The organism is Pseudomonas massiliensis (assembly GCF_000826105.1).
In the GTDB taxonomy this organism is placed as follows: Bacteria; Pseudomonadota; Gammaproteobacteria; order Pseudomonadales; family Pseudomonadaceae; genus Aquipseudomonas; species Aquipseudomonas massiliensis.
In genome coordinates, this window is sequence record NZ_CCYK01000007.1 from 1,118,155 (window position 1) to 1,143,230 (window position 25,076).

Here is a 25,076-nt window from a genome sequence, read left to right on the forward strand (position 1 = left end):
GCGATGAAGGATACCACCGGGCGCGACGAGCGCCACCAGGCGCGCATGGTGCGCAAGAAAGCCGTGATCGATGCCCGTATCGCCGCCTCGCCGGACGAGCGAGGCGTGCTGCTGGTGCTTACCGGCAATGGCAAGGGCAAGAGCAGCTCCGGCTTCGGCATGCTGGCCCGCGCGCTGGGTCATGGCATGCGTTGCGGGGTGGTGCAGTTCATCAAGGGTCGCCAGGCCACTGGGGAAGAGCTGTTTTTCCGCCGCTTCCCCGAAGAGGTCAGCTTTCATGTCATGGGCGAGGGCTTTACCTGGGAAACCCAGGACCGCCAGCGTGACATCGCCGCTGCGGTCGCTGCCTGGGACGTGGCGCGAGCCATGCTGCGGGACCCGGCTCTGGATTTTGTGCTGCTGGACGAACTCAACATCGCCCTCAAGCACGGTTACCTTGACCTGCCCATGGTACTGGCGGACCTGAACGATCGACCCTCCCTGCAGCATGTGATAGTGACCGGCCGTGCCGCGCGGCCGGAGCTGTTGGAAATAGCCGATACGGTAAGTGAGTTGGGCTTGGTCAAGCATGCCTTCCAGGCGGGCATCAAGGCGCAGAAAGGGATCGAGTGGTGAGCCAGGCACGGCGATGCCCGGCGGTGCTGATCGCCGCCCCCGCTTCCGGTCAAGGCAAGACCACGGTCACTGCCGCCATGGCGCGCCTGCACCGCAACCTTGGTCGCCGCGTGCGGGTGTTCAAGTGCGGGCCGGACTTTCTCGACCCGATGATCCTGGAGCGGGCCAGCGGCGCCCCCGTCTACCAGCTGGACCTGTGGATGGTCGGTGCCCAGGAGAGCCGGCGGTTGCTGTGGGACGCTGCCGAAAGCGCGGACCTGATCCTGGTGGAAGGGGTGATGGGGCTGTTCGACGGCACCCCGTCCAGCGCTGACCTGGCCATTGCCCTGGGTGTGCCGGTGCTGGCGGTGATCGACGGTACCGCCATGGCGCAGACGTTCGGCGCCCTGGCCTTCGGCCTGGCGCGTTACCGCCCGGAATTGCCCTTTGCCGGTGTGATCGCCAACCGCGTGGGCAGCCCACGGCATGGTCAACTGCTGCGCGACAGCCTGACCGAAGGCTTGCGCTGGTTCGGCGGCTTGCCGCGCGAGCAGGCCATCAACCTACCCAGTCGGCATCTTGGCCTGGTGCAGGCCAGCGAACTGGACGACCTGGATCGACGCCTGGACGCGGCAGCCGAGGCACTGGCTGGCGTGCTGGGCGCCGAGGCCGAGGCGCTACCGCTTCCTGTCAGCTTCGAGGCGCCGCAGCCGAGCCTGAGCGAGCCCACCCTGGCCGGGGTGCGTATCGCGGTGGCCCGGGACGAGGCCTTCGCCTTCCTTTATAACGGCAATCTGGATGCCCTGCGGGCCATGGGCGCCGAGCTTCACTTCTTCTCCCCGCTGGCTGACGCCGCGCTGCCCGCCTGCGACAGTCTCTACCTACCCGGAGGCTACCCCGAGCTTCACCATCGCCAGCTTGCGGCGAACCAGCCGATGCTGGCGGCCATCCGCGCTCACCACCAGGCGGGCAAGCCACTATTGGCCGAATGCGGGGGCATGCTGTATCTGCTCGACGGCCTCACTGACGTGGCCGGGGAACGCGCCCCGCTGCTAGGGTTGATGCCTGGCGAGGCCCGCTTGCAAAAAAGGCTGGCGGCCCTGGCGTTGCAGGAGGTGGACCTGGGCCATGGCTGCTTGCGCGGCCACACCTATCACCATTCGCTCACCGACACGCCATGGGTGCCGGTGGCCCGCGGCCATAGCCCCAATGGCGGCCGGGGCGCCGAAGCGGTCTACCAGAGCGGCCGGCTCACCGCGTCCTATGTACATTTCTATTTTCCGTCCAACCTGGCCGCCACCGCGGCTCTGTTCAAGCCCGAGGGTACTTAGTGGTCACCGAACACGCTTATGCCGAGGCCGAGCGAGCCGCCATCTACCGCGCCATCGCCGAACGCCGCGACATGCGTCATTTCAGCGGTGGAGAAGTCGATCCGCAGACCTTGCAACGGCTGCTGGCCGCCGCGCACCAGGCGCCAAGCGTCGGCCTGATGCAGCCGTGGCGCTTTATCCGGGTGCGCTCCCCGGCGCTACGCCAGGACATCCATCGTCTGGTCGAGGAAGAGCGCGTGCGTACCGCGCAGGCCCTGGGCGAACGCTCCGATACGTTCATGAAGCTCAAGGTCGAGGGCGTGCTGGAATGCGCCGAACTGCTGGTGGTTTCGCTGATGGAGGGTCGTGATGCTCATGTGTTCGGCCGCCGCACCCTTCCGGAGATGGACCTCGCGTCTCTGGCCTGCGCGGTGCAGAACCTCTGGCTGGCCGCTCGTGGGGAAGGCCTTGGCATGGGCTGGGTTTCGCTGTTCGACCCCGATCGCCTCGGGCAATTGCTCGCGGTTCCCCCCGGCGCCCGGCCCGTGGCCGTGCTGTGCCTGGGGCCGGTGACCGATTTCTACAGCGAGCCGATGCTCTCCTTGGAGGGCTGGGCCAAGGCGCGGCCGTTGGATGAGCTGGTATTCGAAGACCGCTGGGGAGGCACGCCGTGAGTCTGGCCCTGGCCTGTGTGCTGGGCGTGGCACTGGATGCGCTGCTCGGCGAGCCGCGGCGCTGGCACCCGCTGGTGGGCTTCGGCCGGCTTGCCCAGCGTCTGGAGCAACGCTTCAATTTTGCCGGCCACGGCTGGCGTAGCCATGGGGTCACTGCCTGGTTGCTGGCTGTGCTGCCGCCGGTGCTGGTCCTGACGTTCCTTTCCTGGCTGCCGATCATTGGCGGGCTGGTGGAAGTGCTGGCGCTGTACTGGGCCCTGGGGTTGCGCAGTCTGGGAGAGCACTTGCAGCCCGTGGCCCAGGCGCTGCGTGGCGGTGACCTGGAGCGCGCGCGGCACTGCGTCGGGCGCCTGGTCAGCCGGCAAACCGACGCCCTGGACGCCACTGACGTAGCCAAGGCGGCTACCGAGTCGGCCTTGGAGAACGGCAGCGACGCGGTGTTCGCCGCGCTGTTCTGGTTCATGGTCGCCGGTGTCCCGGGTGTGGTGCTCTATCGTCTGGCCAACACTCTGGACGCCATGTGGGGCTATCGCAATGAACGTTTCGAGCGCTTCGGCTGGGCGGCGGCGCGGATCGACGACCTGCTCAACCTGATCCCGGCCCGCTTGTGCGCGCTGACTTACGCCCTGCTGGGGCGTACCGCTGGCGCGCTGCGCTGCTGGCGGCGCCAGGCCGGTGCCTGGGACAGCCCCAACGCTGGCCCTGTGATGGCCGCCGGCGCGGGCGCCCTGGGTGTGGAACTGGGCGGCCCGGCCACCTATCACGGCGAGTTGCATGAGCGGCCGCGCCTGGGCGAGGGGCCGCAGCCCACCGCTGAAAGCATCGAGCGCGCCTGGGCTTTGGTTCAGCGAGGCGTTTGGCTATGGTTGTTGCTGATCTGCGCAGGGGCGAGTCTGTATGCTTGAACACGGAGGGCGGCTGCGCGCCGCCGCCAAGACTTTCGGTATCGAGGAAGGGGCCTGGCTGGACCTGTCCACGGGGATCGCTCCCTGGCCCTGGGCGGTGCCCTCGATCCCGGCCCAGGCCTGGGCCCGCTTGCCTGAGGCGGACGATGGCCTCGAAGTGGTCGCCTGCCAGTATTACGGCGCGGAACAGGCCTTGCCCGTGGCCGGCTCCCAGGCCGCGATCCAGATGCTTCCCCGGCTCAGGCGCGGCGGCAAGGTAGGTGTGCTCGGGCCCACCTACGCCGAGCATGCCGAGGCCTGGCGCCGTGGCGGCCACGTGGTGCGGGAACTGGCCGAAGGCGAGGTCGACGACTATCTCGACGGGCTCGACGTGCTGGTGGTAGTCAACCCGAACAACCCCACCGGGCGACTGCTCGACCGTGACCGGCTATTGGCCTGGGAGGCCCGCCTGGCGGCGCGCGGAGGATGGCTGGTGGTGGACGAAGCGTTCATGGACCTGACCCCTTGCCACAGCCTGGCGGCGGAAGCTGGCAGGCCGGGGCTGATTGTATTGCGCTCGTTCGGCAAGTTCTTTGGCCTGGCCGGCGTTCGCCTGGGCTTCGTCCTGGCTGCGCCCAGACTGCTGGCCGCGCTGGACGAGCAATTGGGGCCTTGGGCGGTCAGCGGCCCGACTCGGATCCTCGGCATGGACTGCCTGCGTGATCGGGCCGGTCATCGTCGGCAGATCGAGCGCTGCCAGTCGGCCAGCCAGCGCCTGGCGGCCCTGCTCGCTGAATATGGCTTGGCCCCGACAGGAGGTTGCGGGCTGTTCCAATGGGTACGCCTGGCCGAAGCCGAAAGCTGGTACCTGGCACTGGCCGAGCGGGGCATTCTGGTGCGCCTGTTCCGCCATACTCAAAGCCTGCGCTTCGGCTTGCCGGCTGAAGAGGCACACTTTCAACGGCTGGCCCAGGCATTGGCCGCCATCGCTGGGAACAATTGATGGCCACGCTCATGGTGCAGGGCACCACATCCGATGCGGGTAAAAGCACGTTGGTGACCGCGCTCTGTCGCTGGCTGCGTCGAGAAGGCCTCAGCGTAGCGCCGTTCAAGCCGCAGAACATGGCGCTCAACAGCGCGGTAACGGCCGACGGTGGCGAGATCGGTCGTGCCCAGGCGGTACAGGCGCAAGCCTGCGGCCTGGCGCCACATACCGACATGAACCCGGTACTGCTCAAGCCAAACAGCGATACGGGGGCCCAGGTCATCATCCACGGCCAGGCGGTGGGCAACATGAATGCCATGCGCTATCACGGCTACAAGGCCACCGCCATGCGCGCGGTGCTCGAGTCCCACCAACGCCTGGAGGCTGCCCATCAGGCGGTAGTGGTAGAGGGCGCGGGCTCGCCGGCGGAGATCAACCTGCGCGAAGGCGACATCGCCAACATGGGCTTCGCCGAAGCGGTGGATTGCCCGGTCATCCTGGTCGCCGACATCAACCGGGGCGGCGTCTTCGCCCATCTGGTCGGTACTCTGGCCTTGCTTTCCGAAAGCGAACAGGTCCGGATACAGGGCTTCGTGATCAACCGCTTTCGGGGCGACCTCAAGCTCCTCCAGCCCGGGCTGGATTGGCTGGAGGCCCACACCGGCAAGCCCGTGCTTGGCGTATTGCCTTACCTGACCGACTTCCACCTGGAAGCCGAGGATGCCCTCGACAGCCGCCAGCCCAGCAAGACGGGCACGCTGCTCCGTGTGGTGGTACCGGTGCTTCCCAGGCTAAGCAACCACACCGACTTCGACCCGCTGCGGTTGCACCCGCAGGTATCGCTCAGCTTTGTCAGGCCTGGCGATAGCCTGCCACCGGCTGACCTGATTATCTTGCCAGGCTCCAAGAGCGTGCGCGCCGACCTTGAGCGGCTGCGGGACGCGGGTTGGGAGGGGGCGATACGCCGACACTTGCGCTATGGCGGCAAGCTGTTGGGCATTTGTGGTGGGCTACAGATGCTCGGCGAGCGTATCCACGACCCTCTCGGCCTGGAGGGGCCGGCGGGTGATTGCCAGGGCCTGGGCTGGCTGGAGCTGGAAACCACCCTGGCGGCCCACAAGCAATTGCGCAATGTCAGCGGCCAGTTGGCCGATGGCGGTGCCTTTGTCCGCGGCTATGAAATCCACGCCGGCGTCAGTACCGGCGCAGCCTTGGCGCGGCCTGCGCTCTGGCTCGACAACCAGCGCCCCGACGGGGCCATCAGCGACGATGGTCAGGTGATGGGCACCTACGTTCACGGGCTGTTCGAGCAGCCGGCCGCCTGTGCCGCCTTGCTCCGCTGGGCGGGTCTGGAACGAGCTGCCGAGCACGACTATGAAGGGCTGCGCGAGCGTGAGATCGACCGCCTGGCCGACCTGGTCGAAGCGCATCTGGACACCGCCCGGTTGCGCGCCCTGTGCGCGGGAGGCCGCTGACATGCTCAGGCTGATCCTTGGGGGCGCTCGCTCCGGCAAGAGCCGCCTGGCCGAACGGCTGGCCGAGGCCAGCGCGCTGCCGGTGACCTATATCGCAACCAGTGAGCCCAGGGACGCCGAGCTCGACGCCCGGGTCAGGCTGCACCAGGCCCGGCGCCCGCCGCACTGGGGATTGGTGGAAGAACCCCTGGCCCTGGCGCAGGCATTGCAAATCCATGCGGCGCCAGGCCGCTGCCTGCTGGTGGACTGCCTCACGCTCTGGCTGACTAACCTGTTGATGCTGGAAGACGCGGCGCGACTGTCGGCGGAGCGGGCGGCCCTTCTGGATACGCTGCCGAATCTGCCGGGCGAGATCATTCTGGTCAGCAATGAGACCGGGCTGGGCATCGTTCCCTTGGGTGAGCTGACTCGCCGTTATGTGGACGAAGCCGGCAGCCTGCATCAGTCAATCGCCGAATGCTGCCAGCAAGTAGTGCTCACGGTCGCTGGCCTACCTCTTACTCTCAAAGGACCCACACCATGACCCTAGCCTGGTGGTGCCAACCCTGCGCGCCCGTCGATGGCGCCTTCCTGGATATCGCCCAGGAGCGCCAGCGCCAGCTGACCAAGCCGGCGGGATCGCTGGGCCAGCTGGAAACCATTGCGGTGCGCCTGGCGGCGCTTCAAGGCAGTCCGCGACCGCGCCTGGCCAATGTACATATCGGGCTGTTCGCCGCCGATCATGGCGTGGTCGCCGAAGGGGTATCGCCCTATCCTCAGGCGGTCACTGGCCAGATGCTGCGCAACTTCATCAACGGTGGCGCCGCGATCAGCGTCCTGGCGCGCAATCTCGGGGCACAGATGACGGTAGTGGACCTGGGCACGGTAACGCCCCTGGACTTGCCAGGGGTGCGTCAGGCGCGGCTGGGCGCCGGCACCCGTAACTTCGCCCAGGCGGCGGCCATGACGCCTGGGCAATGCGCCGGGGCGCTGCAAGTGGGCCGAGAAACCGCCCAGTTCGCCGCTGCCCAAGGCGCAGAGCTGTTCATCGGGGGCGAGATGGGGATTGGCAACACCACGTCCGCCAGCGCCTTGGCGGCCTGGCTGCTGAATTGCCCGGCGGCGGATCTGGTAGGCCCCGGGACAGGCCTGGATGCCGCTGGCGTCAATCACAAGGCCCAGGTAATAGAGGCGGCATTGCGCGTCCACGGCCCGTCCTGCGCAGGCCCTCTTGAGGCCCTGGCCTGCTTCGGTGGCTTCGAGATCGCCGCCCTGGTTGGCAGCTACCTGGGCGCCGCCCAGGCCGGCGTGGCGGCGCTGGTGGATGGCTTTATCTGCAGCGTAGCCGCGCTGATCGCAGTGCGCTTGAACCCTGAGTGCGCGCCATGGCTGTTTTTCGCCCATCAAGGCGCCGAGCCCGGACATCGGGCCGTGCTCCAGGCGTTGCAGGCGCAGCCGCTGCTGGCCCTGGGCTTGCGCCTGGGGGAGGGTAGCGGGGCGGCCCTGGCGGTGCCGCTGATGCGGCTGGCCTGTGAACTGCACGGCAACATGGCGACCTTCGCCGAGGCGGCGGTCGCGGATCGTCCGGCGTGAGCCTGCGCCTGGACCTACTGCGGCATGGTGAAACCGAACGGGGCGGTGGCTTTCGCGGCAGCCTGGACGACAACCTGACGCCCCAGGGCTGGGCGACCCTCGAGGCTGCGGTCGGTGGGCAGGGGCCCTGGGATGTCATCGTCAGCTCACCCCTGCGCCGCTGCGCCGCTTTCGCCGAACACCTTTCGGCCGCCCTTGGGGTGCCTATGTCGATCGTGCCAGGCTTGAAGGAGCTGCACTTCGGCGAATGGGAGGGCAAGACCGCCGCGCAACTGATGGAAGGCCAGGCGCAGGCGCTGGGTCGCTTCTGGCAGGATCCGTTCACCCATCCGCCGCCTGGCGGCGAGCCCCTGAGGGACTTTATCCATCGGGTCGAGGCCGCCGTGGAAATACTGCGGACCCGCCATCCTGGCCAACGGTTGCTGCTGGTGGGCCATGCCGGCGTGATCCGCTTGCTGCTCGCCCGGGCCCGAGGGCGGCCTGCCGTGGGGTTGCTGGAGATAGAAGTCGCCCATGGGGCCTTGCACCGTCTGGTCCTTGACGGCCCAGGGCAATGGCGGGAACTGACATGATGGCCTGGTGGATAGCCCTGCAGTTTCTCAGTTGTCTGCCGGTGCGCCTTGCCCGTATGCCCAGCCCGGCGGAGAACGGCCGTTCCCTGCTGTTCTACCCGATGGTCGGGCTGCTCTTCGGCATGCTGCTCTGGGTCCTGGACTGGCTTCTGGCCGACAGCCCGAAGCTATTGCACGCGGCCCTGCTGCTGCTGGCCTGGGTGATGTTGACCGGCGGGCTTCACCTGGATGGCCTCGCCGATACCGCCGACGCCTGGGTGGGCGGCTATGGCGACCGGGCGCGTACCTTGGCGATCATGAAAGATCCGCGCAGCGGGCCCATGGCTGTGGTCACTCTCGTGCTACTGCTCTTGATCAAGTTCGCGGCCCTGCTGGCCTTGATAGACGCGCCGGGCTCAGCGCACTGGTGGCTGGTGCCGATATTCGGCCGCGCGGCACTGTTGGGCTTGTTCCTGAGTACGCCCTATGTACGGCCTGGGGGGCTTGGACAGGCACTGGCCGAGTACCTGCCGAGGGCGAAAGCTGCCTGGATACTTTCATTCTGTATCGCTCTGGCCCTTTGGGAGGCCCCGGCGGCCGCGCTGGCCGGGGTCCTGACGTTCTGGCTTCTGCGACGCTTGATGCTGCGCCGCCTGGGCGGTACCACCGGGGATACCGCTGGCGCGCTGCTGGAATGCTTGGAGGTGGTGATGCTGGTGAGCCTGGCGCTGGGGTAGGGCAGCCTACCCTGGATCACCCCTGAAATGACGAACCCCCGCAGGGCGGGGGTTCGTTGAGCATCGGCTGGCTTAGAACCTGTAGGTAAGCGAGCTGCCGAAGCCGTGGGCGCTGTTTTTGTAGGTCGCGCTGTAGGCACCTTTGTTGGTAGTACTTCCTGAGCTAGGCAGGTTCACATCCACGCTTTCTTCCTTGAGGTAGGAGTAGGCGAAGTCCAGGGTGATGTTGTCGGTCGGGCTGTAGCCGGCGCCGACGCTGAAGATCCGGCGGTCACCCGAAGGGATGCGCGGTGAACGGTCGTGGTTGTTGGTGGGCGACTGGTCCACGCTGAACCCCGTGCGCAGTGTCCATTGCTTGTTCAGCTTGTAGGACGCACCGATGGCGTGGGCCCAGGTGTCGTGCCAGTTCTGCTCTTCGGTAATGGTTCCCAGGCCGAGCGCGGTTGCGGTAGCGCTGCCGGAGTTTTCCACGGTGATGTCCTTCAGGCGGCTCCAGCGGGTCCAGGTGCTACCACCGTAGATAGTCCAGCGGTCATCCAGCTCATGGGTGAAGGAGAAGTCCACCGATTCCGGGGTGGTCAGGTCGAGGGAAGCATCGGACTTGAAGTTGAACGCTGGCAGGGCTGCCCTCGCACGCAGGTTTCGCACCTTGGTGTCACCGTCCAGCTTGTAGTCCACCTTGGAGTGGTAGGTCAGGCCAAGGCGAGTCTTGTCGGTGGCCTGAACCAGGATACCGACGTTGAAGCCCAGGGCGGTGTCGTCACCCTTGATCTTCACCTGGCCGTCGCCTCCTGAAATGGGGTTGGCGGCGTTGATGGTGCGAGAGGTCAGCTCACCCTCGATGCGGTTGATGGTCGGGCCGAAGCCGATGGACACCTTGTCGTTGAAGGCATAGCTGACGGTGGGCTGGAAGGTGATCACCTTGACCACACTCTTGTCCGCCCAGTAGCGGCCGGCATAGCCGCTTTCGTAGTCGGTAGCCAGGCCGAAGGGCACGTAGACTCCGAAGCCCACGGCCCACTGGTCATCCAGGGGCTTTACATAGTAGCCCATGGGCACGCCCACTAGGGGAACCATGTCGCCTTCGTTGCTGCCACCCAGGGTGGAGCGGGCGTGATCGATTTCAGAGTCGGCATAGATCCCAGCGGCGCCGACGGTGAATTGTTCCTGCTTGAGACGCGCCATGCCCGCCGGGTTCCCCGCCACGGTGCTGGCGTCTTCCGCCGATGATGACCGACCCGCGAAGCCCACGCCCATGCCGCTGATGCTTTGCTCGTTGATGGCGAAGCCGCTGGCGAAAAGTTGAGTGGAGGCAAGCGTGACTGCGAGGCCGAGGCTCGATCTGATCATGACTTTTTTCATTGTTGTTGTTACTCCGAGGGTGATCTCCGAGGCAAAGTACCAATAAACCTGCAACTGCGCTACACCTCTGTATCACCTAAGCTAGAGCAGTTTTGTCGGACAATCCAACTAAAAGAGCCCTCATACGCAATAGAATCGAGTCGTGGTTCCTGTTTTCGACGTCATATAGTTGACGGTAGCCCTAATGCGTTTCGCTACAGGGACCGCTAACCCTTCTGGATTGGGCGCTATAACCCAGCGATGGCATTTTGACGAAATTCGATTGAGGGCCGGGAACTTGTCACTGATAGGGAAGCGAGCGGAAGCAGGCCTCACACCTGGAGGCCCGATAGCTAGGCACTTTTTTGTAACAGGAAAGGGTAAGAAGGCGAGCCCCACGCGTGGCAGCGATTGATCGAACGGGGCTCGCCTGGAACGACACGCCGCTGGCGTATCGCTCAAGTTAAAGCATAGCTTTAACTTCGGGACGCAAATGTACGTTCGTCGGAGCTATTCGACCCTGAGGACAAGAGGTCGAGGGCGCCTCTCAGGCAACCAGCGACTGGCGAGCGCGCTCGATGACTGCCTGCAATGGAGCTGGAGCAGCATATTGCTCCGGGTAGAGGCGTTCGGTATGACGCGCTACGCCATGCTCGTTGACCACGGAGAAGCTGAAGCTATCGTTACGTGCCGCGAGGATGACGCAACGCAGCGGAGCGAAAGCTTGGGACAAGGTATGGATGGCAACCTGGGTTTGAGTATTGAAGGTCATTGTGGGTGTTCCTGCGATTGACACGGATCAGAGCCGTGCGGCATTGAATTTGTTCCGGCGCGCTTGATAGATAACGCAGACCTGCCAGAACAGTACAGCTCGCCTGTGACGTATAGATGAACGTGATGCAGGCGGCGGTCGGTACGCAAGACGAGGGGCAGCCCGGCTGAGGTCATGACAGCGAGAGGCAAGCCTGGGAAGCGAGACAGCGGGGCGTAATGGTAGAGACGCTTGGCGCTGGCCTGAAGGCCGAGAGGGTCCGATTGAACAGCGAGACTCGATGCTAGGCATCGACGGTGTTGCTGGAGGGACTTGAGCGGCCGAAATTTGCTTTCAGCTTATGTACGAACTGCGGAGAACCCTATAGATAAAAGGCAGTCATGGCAAGCCTCCAGGGAGAGAGGCGATAAACGGTAGTTGGGCCTGATCGCTGGAAACCGGCTTCTATAGGTCTTCAGAGGGATGCTCGTTCGTGCCACAGGCTGCGCCTTTTCTGTTGTTCTCTACCGAGCCTGGCGTTTAAAGGCTTGCATAACCCAAGGGGTTGTGCACACCAGTGTGCGAAACTGTCACATTCCAGCGGAGCGGTGATGCAGCCCTCGAGCAGCATGCTCCCGATTTTCAAGTCAATGAAAAAAAACACTTTTTTGAGCTGGTGAAAAAATGGACAGTTTGTCTGGAGGCCCCGTCCCATCAGGGTTTGCGAAGGGTAGAGGGGTGTTGTCCACTGTGTTATCCACAGGTTCTGTGGATTGTGACCGTTGATTGCTCTACGGCGGCCATTGCGCTCTAGAGCCGCTATTATCGATGTCCATAGCCGCTGCGCTGTCAAGTTGAAGCATGTAATTTTTTCGGCATAACCGAGGTAGTGGGTAGACTGACCTGCCAACTCCCCGCTTCGCCATCCAGCACTTCCACCGGTACCCCCCCATGCCCGACGATGTCCTCCGTTTAGTCTTCAGCGCCCTGCTCGGTGCGCTGCCTTGTGTTGCCCTGGCCTGGCATTTCTACCGCGCCGCGGCAGCGGCCCGCACGGACATTCCCTTGCTGCAGGAGCGGCTACGACTCGCTCAGGCCAGTGAAGAAGCTGCTCGCCAGGAAGGGGCCGCGCGTGCTCATGAACTGGCTGACCTGGGCCGCAGCCATGCCTTGGTTCAAGCGGAACTGGCCGCCGCCGCCCGTGAGCTGGAGTTGTTGCGCTTGGAGGTGGACAACGGCCGTGATGCCGCTCACGCCTGGGATCATGAGCGTCGACAGCGTGAAGGGGAGTTGCGTCAATTGGAAGCGCGCTGCGCTGCCTTGACCGCGGAGCTTAGAGAGCAGCAGGAGGGCCACGCGCAACGCCTGGCCGATGTCCAGGGCGCTCGGGACGAACTCAGGGCTCAGTTCGCCGAGTTGGCGGGAAAGATCTTTGAAGAGCGGGAACAACGCTTTTCGGAGAACAGCCAACAGCGCCTGGGTCAGCTGCTTGACCCGCTGCGTGAGCGGATCCAGGCCTTCGAAAAGCGCGTGGAAGACAGTTATGCCCAGGAAGCGCGTGAGCGATTTTCCCTTGCCAAGGAACTGGAGCGGCTGCAGCAATTGAACCTGCGCCTGAGCGACGAAGCCACCAATCTTACCCAGGCGTTGAAAGGCCAGAAAACCCAGGGCAATTGGGGCGAGTTGGTGCTTGAGCGGGTACTGGAACATGCCGGGCTGCAGAAGGGGCGGGAATACCAGACCCAGGTCAGCCTCAAGAGTGCGGACGGCGAGCGCTTCCAACCCGACGTACTGGTCACGCTGCCCGGTGAAAAACAAGTTGTGGTCGATGCCAAGGTCAGCCTGGTGGCCTGGCAGCAATACGTCGGCGCTTCGGAAGCCGACCTGGCCCAGGGCGCGCTCAAGCAACACGTCAACAGCCTGAGAGCGCATATCAAAGGTCTGGCCGGAAAAGACTACAGTCGCCTGGAGGGCCTGCACAGCCTGGACTTCGTGCTCTTGTTCGTGCCCATCGAAGCAGCCTTTTCCGCCGCGCTGCAACATGAGCCGGGGTTGTTCCAAGAGGCTTTCGACAAGCAGATCGTCGTGGTCAGCCCTACTACCCTGCTGGCGACCCTCAAAGTGGTGGACAGCCTCTGGAAGCAGGAACGGCAAAGCCAGAACGCGCGGGAGATTGCGGAGCGCGCGGGCTGGCTCTACGACAAGTTCGTACTTTTCATCCAGGACCTGGACGAGGTAGGCACCCGTCTGCAGCAGTTGGACAAGGCCTACGCCAGCGCTCGGAACAAACTTACCGAAGGGCGCGGGAATCTGGTCAGCCGCAGCGAGCAGCTCAAGTTGCTGGGCGCCCGCGCCAGCAAGCGCCTGCCCCCGGAGCTGCTGGACAAGGCCGCCGTGGCTGGCGGGGATGATCTCTTCGGGCCAATGGACGCGGACTCAAGCCTGCGTCAGCTCGCGCCGGGCGAAGTGCCGATTCAATAGGGCACGCAGGGCCGCCGGCTTGAGTGGCTTGGGCAAGTAGTCCAGCCCGGCGGCATGGACCTGGGCGATGGTTTCGGCGCGACCATCGGCACTGATCACCACGCCCGGAACAGGCGCGCCCAGGCAGGTGCGCAGCCAGGCAACCAGCGCTGGGCCGGTGTCGCCCTGGTCAAGGTGGAAATCCACCAGCAGCAACTGAGGCTGCGCACCTTCGGCCAGGAGCGCGGCGCATCGATCACGACCCGTGGCTGTCCATACAGTGCAGCCCCAGCGTGTCAGCAGACTGGTCATGCCAGTGAGGATGCTGGTTTCGTTGTCCACGCACAGTACCTTCAAGCCGCCCAGGGGCAGCGCGGCGGGCACCGACGCTGGCACTACCGTGGGAGCCGCCGCGGCCAACGGCACCTGTACGCTGAAGACACTGCCGCGCCCCGGCCACGAGCGCACCTCGATGCGGTGGCCGAGGAGCCGGCAAAGGCCGTCAGCAATGGCCAGGCCCAGGCCGAGCCCCTTTTCGGCACGGGTCTGGTGACTGTCCAGGCGTTGGAATTCTTCGAAGATAACTCCCAGCTTGTCTGCCGGAATGCCTGGGCCACGGTCCCACACTTCCAGGCGCAGATGCCCGTGTGTACGACGTACCCCCAGCAGTACCGGGCCGCTACCATAACGGAAGGCATTGGTAAGAAAGTTCTGCAGGATGCGGCGTAGCAGGCGAATATCGCTGTCGATGCGCTGGGCGCTGCCACGCACTCTCAAACTAAGCCCTTGCTCCTGGGCAAGCGCCGAGAATTCAGTGCCCAAGGCAATGTAGAGCTCGTCGAGGGCGAACGCTGCTCGGTTCGGTGTGACGCGACCGTTCTCCAGGCGTGAGATATCCAACAGGTCGCTGATCAGGTCTTCGGCCGAGCGCAGGGCGCTGTCCATGTGCGCGACCAATGGGCGAGCGTCGGTGGGCAGCTCCTTTTCCTGGTGCCCGAGCGCCGCGCAGAACAGACGCGCGGCGTTCATGGGCTGCATCAGGTCATGGCCCACGGCTGCCAGGAAACGGCTCTTGGAGCGGTTGGCGGTATCAGCGTGCGCCTTGGCGGCGGAAAGCGCCTGGTTGAGCGCCGACAGCTCGGCGGTACGCTCGGCGACCCGCCGCTCCAGGCTTTCGTTGGCGTCCTTGAGTGCCCGCTCGGCTTCGCGATAGGCAGTGATGTCCGTGAAGCTCATGACGAAACCACCGCCTGGCATGGGGTTCCCGATGAGTTCGATCACCTGCCCATTGGGAAATACTCGTTCGGAAGTGTGCGCCCGCCCCTGGCGCATGTAGTCCAGGCGCCGGGCTACGTGGACCTGGGCTTCCCCTGGGCCGCAGAACCCCCGCTCGGCGTTGAAGCGGATAAGGTCCGCAATAGGCCTGCCGACCGCGATAAGGCCTTCCGGATAGTTGAACAGCTCCAGGTAGCGGCGGTTCCAGGCCACCAGGCGCAGATGCTGGTCCACCACGCTGATACCCTGGGTAATGTTTTCGATGGCGCCTTGAAGCAAGGCACGGTTGAACTGTAAGACCTCCGAGGCTTCGTCAGCGATACGCACCACGTCTTCAAGCTGCATGTCGCGGCCTTCGATGGCCGCCTTGACCACTGCCCGAGTCGACGAGCTGCCAAGGGTGCCGGCCAGCAGTCGCTCGGTATGGGCGATCCATTCGCTGTCCGCGGTCTGGCTGGGATTGAAGCCCTTGCCCTGGCGATAGGCGAAGCGGCTGAAACTTTCCCGGGCGCGCTCTTCGCCCACGAATCGGCTGGCGAGCTTGAGCAGGTCGTCGAGCTGCACCGCCAGCAAGCCCTTGGCGTTGGGCCGAAGGCTGTAGTAGTGGCCAACGAAGCGTCCGGCTTGCCAGTGTTCGGACACGCGGGTGCGTGACAGCACCGACACCCATACGAACAGGACGAAATTGCCTGCCAGGGACAGCACTACGCCCTGAGTCAGGGCCGAGATCGGCAAGTGCAGTGGATTGCCATGCAGCCAGCTGAGCGCAGGGAAGGCATCGATAGGCCAACCCAGGCTATGGGCGGCGATGGGCAAGACCAGGGCGTAGAACCACAGGAAGCTGCCTGCCGCCAGCCCGGCGAACACACCCCGGCGATTGGCCTGCTTCCAGTAGAGCGCGCCGACCATGGCAGGGGTGAGCTGGGCGACGGCGGCGAAGGCGATCTGGCCAATGGTGGCCAGGCTGGCGGTGGACCCCAGCAAACGATAACTCACATAGGCCAACAGCAGGATCACCAGGATGCTTACCCGTCGGGCCGAGAGCATCCAGTGGCGGAAGGCTTCGAACGGTCGCTCGGCACGCTGGCGGCGTAGCAGCCAGGGCAGCAGAATGTCATTGGAGACCATGGTGGACAGGGCCACGCTTTCGACGATCACCATGCCGGTGGCAGCCGAGGCCCCGCCGAGGAAGGCGAGCAGCGCCAAAGCGGGGTGGGCCTCGGCCAGGGGCAGGCTGATCACGAAGGAATCCCGCACCACCGCACCTGGCAGCAGCATCTGACCGGCCAGGGCAATGGGCACCACGAACAGGGCCGCCAGCAGCAGGTAGCCGGGGAACACCCAGCGCGCCAGCCGCAGGTCCCGCGGTTCGAGGTTCTCTACTACCGTGACCTGGAACTGCCTCGGCAGGCAGATCATCGCCATCATGGCTACCCCCGTCTGTACCATCATCGACGGCCAGTTGATGGTCTCTTTCCAGTAGGCGCCCAGGGCTGGAGCCTGCCGCGCCTGCCCCAGCAGATCGCCGAAACCCTTGAACAGGCCAAAGGTGATGAAGGCCCCCACGGCCAGGAAGGCGAACAGTTTCACCAGCGCCTCGAAGGCGATGGCCAGGACCATGCCGCGATGGTGCTCGGTAACATCCAGGCTACGGGTACCGAACACGATGGTGAACAGCGCCAGCACCAGCGACACCACCATGGCGGTGTCCTGTACCCGGGGGCCGGTGGCGTCGGCGCTGGCGCCAATCAGCAGGTTTACCCCAAGCACGATGCCTTTGAGCTGCAAGGCAATGTAGGGAAGCATGCCGATCAGGCAGATCAGCGCCACCACGATCGCCAGGGGCTGAGACTTACCGTACCGGGCGGCGATGAAATCCGCGATCGACGTGATGTTTTCCTGCTTGCTGATCAGCACCATCTTCTGCAGCACCTGCGGTGCCAGAAGCAGCAGCAGAGCCGGGCCCAGGTAGATGGGCAGGAAGGCCCAGAGCTGCTCGGCCGCCTGGCCAACGGCGCCGAAGAAGGTCCAGCTGGTGCAATACACCGCCAGGGACAGACTGTAGACCCAGGCCCGCAGGCGCGGGGGCAGGGAAGTGCGGCGACGGTCACCCCAATAGGCTATGGCAAACATGATGGTCATGTAGGCCAGGGCTACCGCGGCGATCAGCCCGCTGGAAAGCGACATTGGGGCTTCCTTCTGAACGTATTGGCCTTGGCGGGTCGCTGGCGGTGACGGCCAAGGGCAGAGGCTTGGACTCCTGGGGCGTTGCCAGTGTCGCACGCTCGCCAGGCGGCGTCAGTCGCGACCAATGTCTACCCTGGGGTGTGGCTTTTGGCCGCCGCGGGCGTCCCATGTCAATCAGGCCGATGGATCAGGAGTTCCAGGACGATGAGTTCCCAGTTCAAGCTGTTGCGCACCCGCCGCTTTCTGCCGTTCTTCATTACCCAGGCGCTTGGGGCGTTCAACGACAATGTCTTCAAGCAGTCGCTGATCCTGGCCATACTCTACAAGTTGAGCATCGAAGGGGATCGCACCTTCTGGATCAACCTCTGCGCACTGCTGTTCATCCTGCCGTTCTTCCTGTTCTCGGCCCTGGCCGGGCAATTAGGGGAGCGGTTCGACAAGCACCGGCTGATTCGCGCGGTAAAGCTGGCCGAGATTCTGATCATGGGCGTCGCCGCGGCGGGCTTTCTTACCAGCCATCTGCCCGTACTACTGGTCGCCTTGTTCGCCATGGGTACCCATTCGGCCGTGTTCGGGCCAGTCAAGTACTCCATCCTGCCCCAGGCCCTGCAGCGCCAGGAGCTTCTTGGCGGCAATGGCTTGGTGGAAATGGGCACCTTCCTGGCAATTCTTGGCGGTACCATAGGCGCGGGCATGCTGATGGCTGAAACCCTGTATGCGCCTTCGGTGGCAGTGGCCATGGTGACAGTAGCGGTGCTCGGCTACCTGGCCAGCCGCTTCATTCCGCCGGCCCCGGCCGCGGCGCCTCATACAAGGATCCGCTGGAACATTCCCGCGCAGACGCTGCATACCTTGCGTCTGGGCCTGGGCCAGCCGAAGGCGGTGTCCCGCTCGTTGCTGGGCAATTCCTGGTTCTGGTTCGTCGGCGCCATCTACCTCACCCAGATCCCTAGCTATGCCAAGACCTGGCTGCACGGTGACGAAACCGCGGTCACCCTGGTGCTCACGACCTTTTCCGTTGGCATAGCGCTGGGTTCCGTGCTTTGCGAGCGGTTGTCGGGCCGGCAGGTGGAAATCGGCCTGGTACCCTTCGGTTCCTTTGGCCTGACCCTGTTCGGGCTGCTCTGGTGGTGGCATTCGGGGCAGGTAGCGACCCCGGTCGAGGCCGGTTATGGCTGGCTGGAGTTGCTGGGCCAGCCCGGCGTATGGCCGGTGCTGGTGGATATTCTTGGCCTGGGCATTTTCGGGGGCTTCTACATCGTGCCCCTGTATGCACTCATTCAGGCCCGCACACCTGCACATGAACGCGCCCAGGTAATCGCCGCCAACAATATCCTTAATGCGCTCTTCATGGTCATCTCGGCGGTGGTGGCGGTGGGCCTGCTCAGCGGGGCGGGGCTGAGCATTCCTCAGCTGTTCCTGGTGGTTTCCCTGATGAACGTGGCGGTGAACGCCTACATCTTCAAGATCGTGCCTGAGTTCAGCGTTCGCTTCCTGGTGTGGCTGCTCAGCCACTCGATGTACCGGGTCCGCCACCGCGGGCTGGAGCATATCCCGGAGGAAGGGCCTGGGCTGCTGATGTGCAACCATGTCTCCTTCGTGGACGCGCTGATCCTGGCAGGCGCCATTCGCCGGCCGGTGCGCTTCGTCATGTATTACCGGATCTACAACCTGCCGGTGCTCAACTTCTTCTTCCGCACCGTCGGCGCCATTCCGATCGCCGGGCGTAGCGAGGACCTGCTGATCTACGAACGGGCGTTCCGTGATATCGCCGGTTACCTGGCCGTGGGCGAGCTGGTGTGTGTGTTCCCGGAAGGCAAGCTCACCCGGGATGGCGAGATCGACGCTTTCAAGAGCGGTATTACCACCATTCTCCAGCAAACCCCGGTGCCGGTGATTCCCATGGCCCTGCGCGGGTTGTGGGGAAGCTTCTTCAGCCGCGCGCCACACAAGGGGCTGTTCAAGCGGTTCTGGTCCAGGGTTGAGGTCGCCGCCGGCCCCTCGGTAGGGCCAGATGAGCATACTCCGGGGGTATTGCGGGAGAGGGTGCAGGCGTTGCGGGGGGATTGGCGTTGACGGGCAGGTTTCAGATTCGTTCGCTAGCTGCCGCTAGCTCCCACCAGGGTGCTCCCTCCGGTGGGAGCCGGCGGCAGCTGGCGAACGAACCTGCGCGCCTTATTCCGTTCCCTTCATCCGCCGGAAGAAGGTAGAAAGAAGGGCGCCGGAGATGTTGTGCCACACGCTGAACAGCGCGCTCGGCACCGCGGCGATCGGGGAGATATGCGCCGCGGCCAGGGCGGCGCCAAGGCCTGAGTTCTGCATGCCCACCTCCAGCGCCAGCGACTTGCGCTGGGCCAGGGGCAGTCCGCACAAGCGGCCGGTGAAATACCCCAGCAGATAGCCGAAGCCGTTATGCAGCATCACCACCGCCATGATCAGCAGGCCGGACTCGGCGATCCTGGCCTGGCTGGCCGCCACCACCGCGCAGACGATCATCACGATGCTCACCACCGAGACCAGTGGCAGCACCTCCACGGCTATGGCCACTGCCTTGCCGAGCAAGCGCTGGGCAATCACGCCCAGCACGATCGGCAGCATCACGAACTGCAGGATCGACCAGAACATGTCCCAGAAGGACACCGGCATCCAGGCCGAGGCCAGCAACCAGATAAGCGCGGGAGTCAGCAGGGGCGCGAGCAGGGTGGTGACCGCGGCGATGGCCACCGAAAGCGCCAGGTCGCCCTTGGCCAGCCAGGTCATGACGTTCGAGGACGTGCCGCTGGGGCAGCAGCCGACGAGGATGACCCCCACAGCGATTTCCGGCGGCAGGTGAAACACCTGGCAGAGCACCCAGGCCACGCCGGGCATGATCACGAAGTGAGCGACCACGCCCAGGCCCACCCGCCAGGGGTGGCGCAGCACCTCCGCGAAGTCGTCCAGCCTGAGGGTCAGCCCCATGCCGAACATCACGAGCCCCAACAAGGGAACGATGTAACCCTTCAGCCCGATGAACCAGGCCGGTTGCAGGAACGCCAGAACGGCAAACACCAGCACCCAGATGGCGAAGGTATTGCCCACGAAACGGCTGAAAGCGGCCAGGGCGCGCATGTGCTTTTCCTTTATTGTTATGCGTGGTTGGTCAGATACCTTGCGGCATGTCTTCGCCGCCCAGGGCTTCGAACAGGGCGGGCAGGAAGTCACCGAAGGTCAGCATCATCAGGGTGAAGCTGGCGTCCAGTTGACTGAGGGCTTCCTCGCCGCCGTCTTCCTCGGCCTGATCCTGCAGCAGCTCTTCGAACTTCAGCCGCTTGATGACCATCTTGTCGTCCAGCAGGAAGGAAAGTTTGTCCTGCCAGGCGAGCGCGAGCTGGGTAACCTGCTTGCCGGTGTTCAGGTGCAGCTGGATTTCCTCGCTGGCCAGGTCCTGGCGCTTGCAGCGCACGATGCCACCGTCTTCGCCAGTGTCGCGCAGTTCGCATTCGTCCAGTACGTAGAAATCCGCAGCCGGCTGCTGGGTTTTCACCCAGTCGGTCATGGTGGCGGTAGGGGCGATTTTCACGGTCAGCGGGCGCACTGGCAGGGAGCCCATGACCTCGCGCAAGGTAGAAAGCAGGTCTTCAGCGCGCTTGGCGCTGGCCGAGTTCACCAGGATCAGGCCCTGCTTGGGTGCGATGGCGGCGAAGGTGCTGGAGCGACGGATAAAGGCGCGGGGCAGGAAGGCCTGGATGATCTCGTCCTTGATCTGCTCGCGCTCCTTCTTGTAGACCTTGCGCATCTGCTCGGTTTCGATTTCCTCAATCTTCTCCTGTACAGCGTCACGCACGACGCTGCTTGGGAGGATGCGCTCTTCCTTGCGCGCGGCGATGAGCAGGAAGTCCTGGCTCAGGTGCAGCAGCGGAGCGTCTTCACCCTTGCCGAAGGGTGCGACGAAACCATAGGTCGCCAATTCCTGGCTGGCGCAGGGGCGGGCCGGCTTGCTGGCGAGCGCGGCTTCGAGGGCCTCGGGTTCGAACGGCACTTCCTGGGTGAGGCGATAGACGAGCAGGTTTTTGAACCACATTGGCGGGTGTCTCATTAGGTACAGAAGCCGGGCATTATTCTCTCTGTTAGCGCCAAGGCCAACCCTGGGCTAAGTCTTTGGAAGGGCTCGAAAAATTTTTTGAAAAAGTGCTTGCCAGCAGGAAATGCCCTCCGTAGAATGCGCGCCACACCGAGAGACAAAGGGTGATTAGCTCAGCCGGGAGAGCATCTGCCTTACAAGCAGAGGGTCGGCGGTTCGATCCCGTCATCACCCACCACTCGCTCTGTGTATCGCGCAGCGGTAGTTCAGTCGGTTAGAATACCGGCCTGTCACGCCGGGGGTCGCGGGTTCGAGTCCCGTCCGCTGCGCCATCTTCGCTCATGGGCCCACTGAACACCCGTGAGCAAAAAAACGATCCTTAGGGGTCGTTTTTTTTTTGGCCTCTGTTTCTTGGATACAGCCCACGCTTTCACGATCGGTCATGAGGCACAGTCGCCTCCACGGGCACCATGTTCGCGCAGGGCAGGCCCGGCAGATGCGCGATTCGGGCTATATGGCCTGGCGCAGGCCTTGCAGGGTTGCGGCAATGCCTGACTAGCCGGAGCCCCCGATGAGCGTTACCCCTCACTGTTCCCCCACCGAATGGCAGCTACGTTGCGAACTGGCCGCGCTCTATCGGCTGGTGGCGCATTTTCGCATGACCGACCTGATCGACACCCATATCAGCCTACGAGTGCCGGGGCCGGAGCATCACTTCCTGATAAACCGCTATGGCGTGTTGTTCGATCACATGCGCGCCAGCGATCTGGTGCTTATCGATAAGGAAGGCCGGCGGGTGGATCCCGCCTATGAAGCTCACAACGTCAATGAAGCCGGCTTTGTGATTCATTCGGCCATCCACCTGGCTCGGGAAGACATGAACTGCGTGATCCACACCCACACGGCCGCGGGCATGGCGGTGTCGGCCCAGGCCCATGGCTTGTTGCCGATTACCCAGCATGCGCTGAAGTTCTACGGCAAGCTGGCTTACCACACCTACGAAGGGGTTGCCTTGCATCTCGAGGAGCGTGAGCGGCTGGTACGCGACCTTGGCCCGCATCGCGCCATGATTCTACGTAACCATGGTCTGCTCGCCGGAGGGCGCACGGTAGCCGAGGCTTTCCATGAAATCCATTTCCTGGAGCGGGCCTGCCAGGCGCAGGTCCAGGCCCTGACCGGGGGTAGTGAACTGATCTACCCCTCCGAAGCCGTATGCCGGCTGACCGCCAGCCAGTTCACCGATGACGAAGCGGGGCTTGCGCTGATGCAATTGGCCTGGGAGGCAGCCCTCAAGCTCATCGCCGACCAGCGTGAGGATTACTGCTCATGACCGGCGTGGTATTGATCAGCGCGAGCGATGACCTCAGCACCTTGCGCCTGGCGATCCAGGCACTGGCACCGGAGCTGCCAGTCTATCTTCACGGCGAGCCGGCGGCGGAGCAGGCGCAGGTAGCAGCCTGTTGGTGCCCGGCGCCGGGCAGTCTGGGCGCGTATCCCCGGTTGCGCCTGGTGCAATCCATTGCCGCCGGCATCGATCACGTGTTGCGCGATGGCAGCCGTCCGCCCGGCGTGCCGGTGTGCCGGATCGTCGATGCCGATCACCGCCAGGGGATGACCGAATACGTCCTTTGGGCTGTGCTGCATCACCATCGCCGTATGGACCAGGTCCTGGCCAACCAGGCCGAAGCTCGTTGGGTCGAACCGGGCCAACGCTCCGCGGCGTTATGTCAGGTAGGGGTGCTGGGGCTGGGCGCACTGGGCGCTCATGCCGCCAGCGCGCTGGCCAGCCTGGGCTTCTCGGTGCGCGGCTGGGCCCGCTCGGTCAAGGCCTTGCCCGGCGTTCGCAGCTACGCCGGGGCGGCGGAACTGCAGCCTTTTCTCGACGGGCTGGATATGCTCATCTGTCTGCTGCCGTTGACCGAGCAGACCCGTGGCCTGCTCGATGCTCGGGTTTTTGCTCGCCTGGCGCCGGGCGCGGTACTGGTCAACTGCGGTCGGGGTGAGCATCTGGTCGTCCCGGACCTGCTGGCCGCGCTGGACAGCGGTCGTCTACGCGGCGCGGTGCTCGACGTGTTCGAGCAAGAGCCTTTGCCTGCGGATGACCCATTATGGCAAACCCCCGGCGTGGTGATTACGCCGCACATGGCGTCCTCGGCCTCACCGGGCAGTATCGCTCGGCAGGTGGTCGAGAATGTGCGACGGTTGCAGGCCGGCCAGCCTTTGCTCAATGAGGCGGATCCTGAGGCGGGGTATTGAACAGGTTCCGGACGCTGTCCTATCACCTGCCGTTTCCGCTGTAGGCTGTCTACAGAAGGACTCGGCTGAGGGAAACGCAGGGTGGTTCAGCGCCTAGCTTGTCGCAACCATCCTCACTATCCGACAACGGTTCAGCGGCGCACTCGCTCTTGGCTGGCAGGATGACTAGCTGCCATTTTTTTCCAGCTGCTGTGAAATGTCTTGAAAGTGAGTAGACAGGAATAGCCGTATGATCACTTCCCTTGTGCTCGCCACGGATAGTACTCGCTCCGTGCTACTGGCAGGAAAAGAACGGAGCTTTGCCTATACGCCATTCGGGATGAGCTCGCCGCACCGACAACGTAGCGGCTATAACGGTTTGCTTCTCGAACCTGGACGCTTCATTGCCTTTGGAAATGGCTACCGACCCTATCTCCCATTACTGCATCGCTTTGGAAGGTACGATAGCCTGAGCCCCTTTGGCCCTGGGGGCATCAACGGGTATGCCTATTGCAATAGCGACCCGATCAACAAGCATGATCCGGATGGTCGTGCACCGGTATGGTGGAAGTGGGTGGTGCAACAAGCCGAGATTCGGCAGTTGGTGCGTCCTCGCCCGATCATCTTACCTTCCGGACCAATCACAGGCGTGGGTCGGCCAATGGCCTCGGTTGCTCGAGTGCGAGGCGTTCGCGCAATCCCTGCCAATACAGGGCGCGGATCCCGGGCCTTTACCCGGACACATCCCATTGAACGGCCGGCGCCGGAACCGGTGATAAGCGCCACTGGCGTAGAGGCTGCTCCTGCTTCGGCCTCTAGCCGCGCCCTGAACTCGAGCTATCGCGCGACGAACGGAAGAATCGAACCAGCGTTGCCTCTATTGAATCTGCACGAGGCGCCAAGGGTACGAGGCGTTGCGCGACGGTCGAGCCCGAGGCGACAATCTGAGGCGCTCCGCCCACCCAGTCCTGATTCGGACATGTCCTATGACTCGGATGACAGCTTTGTGGGAGGTCCGAGAGTCATAATTCGGTATGGGTATCGATATTAACTGGACTTCCCTGTTGGCTTTTGTACCAGTTGGCACACAGTCTGCTACCTCCCTCGTACTCCTTCTTCCGGCGCCTGTTTTTCGGCGCCGGGTCCATCGGCTGAGGTATGGGCATGCGGTTTTCCTGTGTGGGCTGTGGCAAGTGCTGTAACGATCATCACGTTCCCCTGACCCTGGCCGAGGCAGTGCAGTGGGCCGACGATGGCGGGCAATTGATCGTGCTCACCGAAGGCTTTCTGGAAGACGCCTGGCTGGACCTGGACCCCGCCTTGCAGCATGCCCGTCGCCGCTCGCTGCGGGTGCCCAGTGGAAGCGTGCATGCCTATGTGGCCATTACCTTCGCCGCTTTCAACCAGGGGGCCTGCCGCAACCTCGATGAAAACAAGATGTGCCGCATCTACGAGCGCCGCCCGCTGGTGTGCCGCATCTATCCCATGGAGATCAACCCGCACATTCCGCTGCGCGCCGAGAACAAGGATTGCCCGCCCCAAGCGTGGGAACAGGGGCCCCGGCTGATTCACGGGGGCCAGGCCGTAGACGCCGACCTGCGACAGTTGATCGAGCGCTCTCGTCAGGCCGACCGCGATGACATCGCCGCAAAGGCTGCCATTTGCCATTTGCTGGGTATCCGGAGCATGGCCCTGAAGGGGGAGGGGTTCGCCGCCTTCATGCCGGATATGACGCACTTCCGTCAGGCGGCGGAGCGGGTAGAGGCGTTGCGATTGGCCCGCTTCGCCCATGAGCAGGCCTGGTCATTGCTTGCTCCGAGCGAAGACCTGATCGCGCGTCTGGAAGAGACCGGGGCCCTGATCGCGGCTGCACTGGAGCAGCACAACCTGACCTATATCCCGCTGCGTCAGGCGGCCTGATCACTTGGCCAGGCGTGGCCTGCCCATGGAATCGGCGGGCCGGGCGGGTCAAAAGTCCACGGTGC

21 protein-coding genes and 2 tRNA genes are annotated in these 25,076 nt (G+C 64.1%); 18 read left to right on the forward strand and 5 right to left on the reverse strand.

What is annotated here, in order from left to right; all coding sequences use genetic code 11:
* Positions 1-3 precede the first annotated feature (3 nt).
* Genes cobO through BN1188_RS16080 form a run of 10 tightly spaced genes read left to right on the forward strand, consistent with a single transcriptional unit; the run spans position 4 to position 8,782 of the window.
* Positions 4-615 carry a cob(I)yrinic acid a,c-diamide adenosyltransferase gene (gene cobO, locus BN1188_RS16035; protein ID WP_040262406.1) on the forward strand — a complete coding sequence of 204 codons (612 nt, stop codon included), beginning with the start codon at positions 4-6 and terminating at the stop codon, positions 613-615.
* Positions 612-1,925 (forward strand): cobyrinic acid a,c-diamide synthase CobB, encoded by a 1,314-nt coding sequence (locus BN1188_RS16040; protein WP_040262407.1) that lies wholly within the window; start codon positions 612-614, stop codon positions 1,923-1,925. Before cobO ends, BN1188_RS16040 begins: the two co-directional genes overlap by 4 nt.
* Positions 1,925-2,578 carry a 5,6-dimethylbenzimidazole synthase gene (gene bluB, locus BN1188_RS16045; RefSeq protein ID WP_040262408.1) on the forward strand — a complete coding sequence of 218 codons (654 nt, stop codon included), beginning with the start codon at positions 1,925-1,927 and terminating at the stop codon, positions 2,576-2,578. The genes BN1188_RS16040 and bluB overlap by 1 nt, the downstream gene beginning before the upstream one ends.
* Positions 2,575-3,483 (forward strand): adenosylcobinamide-phosphate synthase CbiB, encoded by a 909-nt coding sequence (gene cbiB / locus BN1188_RS16050; RefSeq protein WP_040262409.1) that lies wholly within the window; start codon positions 2,575-2,577, stop codon positions 3,481-3,483. The genes bluB and cbiB overlap by 4 nt, the downstream gene beginning before the upstream one ends.
* Positions 3,476-4,465 (forward strand): threonine-phosphate decarboxylase CobD, encoded by a 990-nt coding sequence (gene cobD, locus BN1188_RS16055; RefSeq protein WP_040262410.1) that lies wholly within the window; start codon positions 3,476-3,478, stop codon positions 4,463-4,465. The genes cbiB and cobD overlap by 8 nt, the downstream gene beginning before the upstream one ends.
* Positions 4,465-5,922, forward strand: a complete 1,458-nt coding sequence (locus BN1188_RS16060; RefSeq protein WP_040262411.1) for a cobyric acid synthase — start codon at positions 4,465-4,467, stop codon at positions 5,920-5,922. Before cobD ends, BN1188_RS16060 begins: the two co-directional genes overlap by 1 nt.
* Position 5,923: 1 nt before the next feature.
* On the forward strand, positions 5,924-6,445 hold the full coding sequence (gene cobU / locus BN1188_RS16065; protein WP_040262412.1) for a bifunctional adenosylcobinamide kinase/adenosylcobinamide-phosphate guanylyltransferase: 522 nt from the start codon (positions 5,924-5,926) through the stop codon (positions 6,443-6,445).
* A complete protein-coding gene (gene cobT, locus BN1188_RS16070; RefSeq protein ID WP_040262413.1) occupies positions 6,442-7,494 on the forward strand; it encodes a nicotinate-nucleotide--dimethylbenzimidazole phosphoribosyltransferase in 1,053 nt (350 codons plus the stop codon). Before cobU ends, cobT begins: the two co-directional genes overlap by 4 nt.
* Complete coding sequence (locus tag BN1188_RS16075) at positions 7,491-8,066, forward strand: histidine phosphatase family protein (RefSeq protein WP_408633611.1); 576 nt, start codon at positions 7,491-7,493, stop codon at positions 8,064-8,066. The genes cobT and BN1188_RS16075 overlap by 4 nt, the downstream gene beginning before the upstream one ends.
* Entirely contained in the window at positions 8,063-8,782 is a 720-nt protein-coding gene (locus tag BN1188_RS16080; protein ID WP_040262414.1) for an adenosylcobinamide-GDP ribazoletransferase, read from the forward strand. Before BN1188_RS16075 ends, BN1188_RS16080 begins: the two co-directional genes overlap by 4 nt.
* Positions 8,783-8,854: 72 nt before the next feature.
* Here BN1188_RS16080 and BN1188_RS16085 read toward each other — a convergent pair whose 3' ends face one another.
* Together BN1188_RS16085 and BN1188_RS16090 are read right to left on the reverse strand one after the other, a co-directional pair.
* Entirely contained in the window at positions 8,855-10,144 is a 1,290-nt protein-coding gene (locus tag BN1188_RS16085) for an OmpP1/FadL family transporter (protein WP_040262415.1), read from the reverse strand.
* A gap of 526 nt (positions 10,145-10,670) precedes the next feature.
* The gene (locus BN1188_RS16090) at positions 10,671-10,895 is read right to left on the reverse strand and encodes a hypothetical protein (RefSeq protein ID WP_040262416.1); all 225 of its coding nucleotides are present in this window, start codon (positions 10,893-10,895) and stop codon (positions 10,671-10,673) included.
* 930 nt (positions 10,896-11,825) lie between these two features.
* On the opposite strand from BN1188_RS16090, the gene rmuC reads away from it, so the two are divergent.
* Positions 11,826-13,355 (forward strand): DNA recombination protein RmuC, encoded by a 1,530-nt coding sequence (gene rmuC, locus BN1188_RS16095; RefSeq protein WP_084596247.1) that lies wholly within the window; start codon positions 11,826-11,828, stop codon positions 13,353-13,355.
* Here the strand turns inward: rmuC and BN1188_RS16100 are convergent.
* Positions 13,311-16,796 (reverse strand): hybrid sensor histidine kinase/response regulator, encoded by a 3,486-nt coding sequence (locus BN1188_RS16100; protein WP_040262417.1) that lies wholly within the window; start codon positions 16,794-16,796, stop codon positions 13,311-13,313. The genes rmuC and BN1188_RS16100 overlap by 45 nt on opposite strands.
* Positions 16,797-17,000: 204 nt before the next feature.
* On the opposite strand from BN1188_RS16100, the gene BN1188_RS16105 reads away from it, so the two are divergent.
* The gene (locus tag BN1188_RS16105) at positions 17,001-18,872 is read left to right on the forward strand and encodes an MFS transporter (protein ID WP_040262418.1); all 1,872 of its coding nucleotides are present in this window, start codon (positions 17,001-17,003) and stop codon (positions 18,870-18,872) included.
* Between the two features lie 99 nt (positions 18,873-18,971).
* Here the strand turns inward: BN1188_RS16105 and BN1188_RS16110 are convergent, their stop codons facing one another.
* Positions 18,972-19,904: a bile acid:sodium symporter family protein gene (locus BN1188_RS16110; protein WP_040262419.1), complete on the reverse strand. Its 933-nt coding sequence runs from the start codon at positions 19,902-19,904 to the stop codon at positions 18,972-18,974.
* Positions 19,905-19,935: 31 nt separating this feature from the next.
* Complete coding sequence (gene rdgC, locus BN1188_RS16115) at positions 19,936-20,856, reverse strand: recombination-associated protein RdgC (RefSeq protein ID WP_040262420.1); 921 nt, start codon at positions 20,854-20,856, stop codon at positions 19,936-19,938.
* Positions 20,857-21,018: 162 nt separating this feature from the next.
* Between rdgC and BN1188_RS16120 the strand changes: the two genes are divergently transcribed.
* The 6 genes from BN1188_RS16120 (at position 21,019) to BN1188_RS16145 (ending at position 25,011) form a co-directional block, all read left to right on the forward strand.
* Positions 21,019-21,094: transfer RNA gene (locus BN1188_RS16120), tRNA-Val, on the forward strand.
* A 17-nt stretch (positions 21,095-21,111) separates the two neighbouring features.
* A tRNA-Asp gene (locus tag BN1188_RS16125) sits at positions 21,112-21,188 on the forward strand.
* Between the two features lie 239 nt (positions 21,189-21,427).
* Entirely contained in the window at positions 21,428-22,186 is a 759-nt protein-coding gene (locus tag BN1188_RS16130; protein WP_040262421.1) for a class II aldolase/adducin family protein, read from the forward strand.
* Positions 22,183-23,112 (forward strand): 2-hydroxyacid dehydrogenase, encoded by a 930-nt coding sequence (locus tag BN1188_RS16135; protein ID WP_040262422.1) that lies wholly within the window; start codon positions 22,183-22,185, stop codon positions 23,110-23,112. The genes BN1188_RS16130 and BN1188_RS16135 overlap by 4 nt, the downstream gene beginning before the upstream one ends.
* 229 nt (positions 23,113-23,341) lie before the next feature.
* Positions 23,342-24,142 carry an RHS repeat-associated core domain-containing protein gene (locus BN1188_RS22340; RefSeq protein ID WP_084596248.1) on the forward strand — a complete coding sequence of 267 codons (801 nt, stop codon included), beginning with the start codon at positions 23,342-23,344 and terminating at the stop codon, positions 24,140-24,142.
* 107 nt (positions 24,143-24,249) lie between these two features.
* Positions 24,250-25,011: a YkgJ family cysteine cluster protein gene (locus tag BN1188_RS16145; protein WP_040262423.1), complete on the forward strand. Its 762-nt coding sequence runs from the start codon at positions 24,250-24,252 to the stop codon at positions 25,009-25,011.
* Positions 25,012-25,076 lie beyond the last annotated feature (65 nt).